This is a genomic window from Halomonas stenophila (assembly GCF_014192275.1).
Taxonomy (GTDB): domain Bacteria; phylum Pseudomonadota; class Gammaproteobacteria; order Pseudomonadales; family Halomonadaceae; genus Halomonas; species Halomonas stenophila.
In genome coordinates, this window is the sequence record NZ_JACHXR010000028.1 from 1 (window position 1) to 2,428 (window position 2,428).

Annotated in this window: 3 protein-coding genes; all 3 read left to right on the forward strand. The window is 65.0% G+C overall.

The features are described 5' to 3' along the window. The first annotated feature begins 85 nt into the window (after nucleotides 1–85). The 3 genes from tnpA to tnpC all read left to right on the forward strand — a co-directional run bounded on the left by tnpA (nucleotide 86) and on the right by tnpC (nucleotide 2,396). Nucleotides 86–454, forward strand: coding sequence for an IS66-like element accessory protein TnpA (tnpA, locus tag FHR97_RS20010; protein WP_183385556.1), 369 nt, complete (start codon nucleotides 86–88; stop codon nucleotides 452–454). After that, nucleotides 451–786 carry an IS66 family insertion sequence element accessory protein TnpB gene (gene tnpB / locus FHR97_RS20015; RefSeq protein WP_183385557.1) on the forward strand — a complete coding sequence of 112 codons (336 nt, stop codon included), beginning with the start codon at nucleotides 451–453 and terminating at the stop codon, nucleotides 784–786. The genes tnpA and tnpB overlap by 4 nt, the downstream gene beginning before the upstream one ends. An 80-nt stretch (nucleotides 787–866) precedes the next feature. Continuing rightward, complete coding sequence (gene tnpC, locus FHR97_RS20020) at nucleotides 867–2,396, forward strand: IS66 family transposase (RefSeq protein WP_183385558.1); 1,530 nt, start codon at nucleotides 867–869, stop codon at nucleotides 2,394–2,396. Nucleotides 2,397–2,428: the final 32 nt, after the last annotated feature.

A 2,428-nucleotide genomic window follows, 5' to 3' on the forward strand; every position in this document is an offset into this window, starting at 1 on the left:
GTAACGGGCCGGTGAACCCATCTACCCTCAAGGCTCGGCTTCTGTGACGGTAGGTGCCCATCTATTAATACGTGGGCACCTATTCATGACTACGCCAAGCACCGATCGTGAGATCCGCCGCCGTCGTCGCTACGCCCCGTCGTTCAAGGCCAAGATCGTGGCAGCTTGCCTGCAGGGTGATGCCTCGATCGCTCAGGTCGCGCTGCAGCACGGGCTCAATACCAACCTCGTCCAGGCCTGGATCCGCAAGGCCAAACGCCAGAGCCAACTGCCGGCCGTGCCGGAGTTCGTGCCCTTGCCGGCGCCGCCAGCAGCGGCTGATCTTCCAGCTTCTGCTACTGCCTCTGGAGACATCCGTATCGAGGTGCCCTCGGCGCACGGCACGATCACCGTGCATTGGCCGGTGGCAGAGGCGGCCCAGTGCGCGCAGTGGATGAAGGGGCTGCTGGGATGATCCGCATCGACGAGATTTGGCTGGCCACCGAGCCGCTGGATATGCGGGCCGGTCCGGATACCGCACTGGCTCGGGTGGTGAAGGTGTTCGGCGCTGCCCGGCCTCACTGCGCTTACCTGTTCGCCAACCGTCGCGGCAACCGCATGAAGGTGCTGGTTCACGATGGCCTGGGCGTCTGGCTGTGTGCCCGGCGCCTGAACCAGGGCAAGTTCCACTGGGCGGAGACCTGGCGCGGGGACCGGGTCGAGTTATCTCCCGAGCAGGTCAGCGCGCTGGTGCAGGGGTTGCCCTGGCAGCGCCTGGGCGCCGGCGGCGTGATCTCGGTAGTGTGAGGAGTGGCATAGACGCGGCGGCCAGGCTATTCGCAGATGCGCCAATCCCGCTCCCGCCCGGGGGCTGGCATACTCAGCGGATGAAGACACCGCCCGATCTGTCCCAGCTCTCTCCCGATCAGCTCCGCCACCTGGCGGCAACGCTGATGTCGCAGGTTGAGGAAAAGGAGAAGGCGCTCCGTCACAGCGAGCAGGTCAACCAGAAGCTGACCTATGAACTGGCGCTGCTCAAGCGCCATGCCTTCGGCAAGCGCAGTGAACAGCTCAACGTCCTGCAGATCAGTCTGCTGGACGAGGTGGTGGATGCCGACATCGCCGCCATCGAGACTGAGTTAGCGGCACTGAATCTCACCCCCGCCGCGCCGACTGCCAAGCAAACACCCAAACGTTCTTCCTTGCCTCCCGAGTTGCCGCGAACCGAGATCCGCCATGACCCGGAGAGCGACCATTGCGCCTGCGGTTGCCAGCTGCGGCGGATCGGCGAGGAGATCAGCGAGAAGCTCGACTACACGCCGGGCGTGTTCCACGTCGAGCGCCACATCCGCGGCAAGTGGGTCTGCGATCACTGCGAGACGCTGACCCAGGCGCCAATGCCGGCGCAGATCATCGACAAGGGCATCCCCACCGCCGGCCTGCTGGCCCAGATGCTGATCGCCAAGTATGCCGATCATCTGCCGCTCTATCGGCAGGAGCAGATCTTTTCTCGTGCCGGCGTGGCGATACCGCGTTCCACCCTGGCCGAGTGGGTCGGCATCTGCGGCGTGCGGCTCCAACCGCTGATCGATGCCCTGCGCGACCTGCTGCTTGGTGAACCCGTACTGCATGCCGACGAGACGCCAGTGCCGATGCTGGCCCCGGGCAAGAAGACGACCCATCGGGCCTACCTCTGGGCCTATGCCACCACGCCCTACGCCGGGTTGAAGGCGGTGATCTACGACTTCAGCGAAGGGCGCGGCGGCCAGCATGCCCGCGACTTCCTCGGCGACTGGCGGGGCAAGCTGATCTGCGACGACTACAGCGGCTACAAACAGAGCTTTGCCAAGGGCGTCACCGAGATCGGCTGCATGGCCCACGCGCGGCGCAAGTTCGTCGACCTGCACGTGGCCGACAAGAGTCAGATCGCCGAGCAGGCCATCGAGCTCATCGGTCAGCTCTACCAAGTGGAGCGTGAGGTCCAGTCGCTCACCGCTGAAGAACGCCAACGACTACGCGACACAAGAGCAAGGCCCCTCGCCGACGCACTGCACCGCTGGATGCTGGCTCACCGCGAGAAAGTGCCGAACGGCTCGGCCACGGCCAAGGCGCTGGACTACAGCCTGAAACGCTGGGCGGCACTGACGCGCTACCTGGATGACGGCCGACTGCCGATCGACAACAACCGGGTGGAGAACCTGATTCGCCCCTGGGCGCTCGGACGCAGCAACTGGCTGTTCGCCGGATCACTGCGCAGCGGCCAGCGGGCCGCCAACATCATGAGCCTGATCCAGTCTGCCAAGCTGAACGGCCATGAGCCCTACGCCTACCTGAAGGACGTGCTGGAACGGCTGCCGACCCACAAGGCCAGCCAGCTCCACGAGCTCCTGCCTCAGCACTGGCAGCACAATGCCTGATCACTGACAAGAGGTGTTCGCCGTTCGCTTAC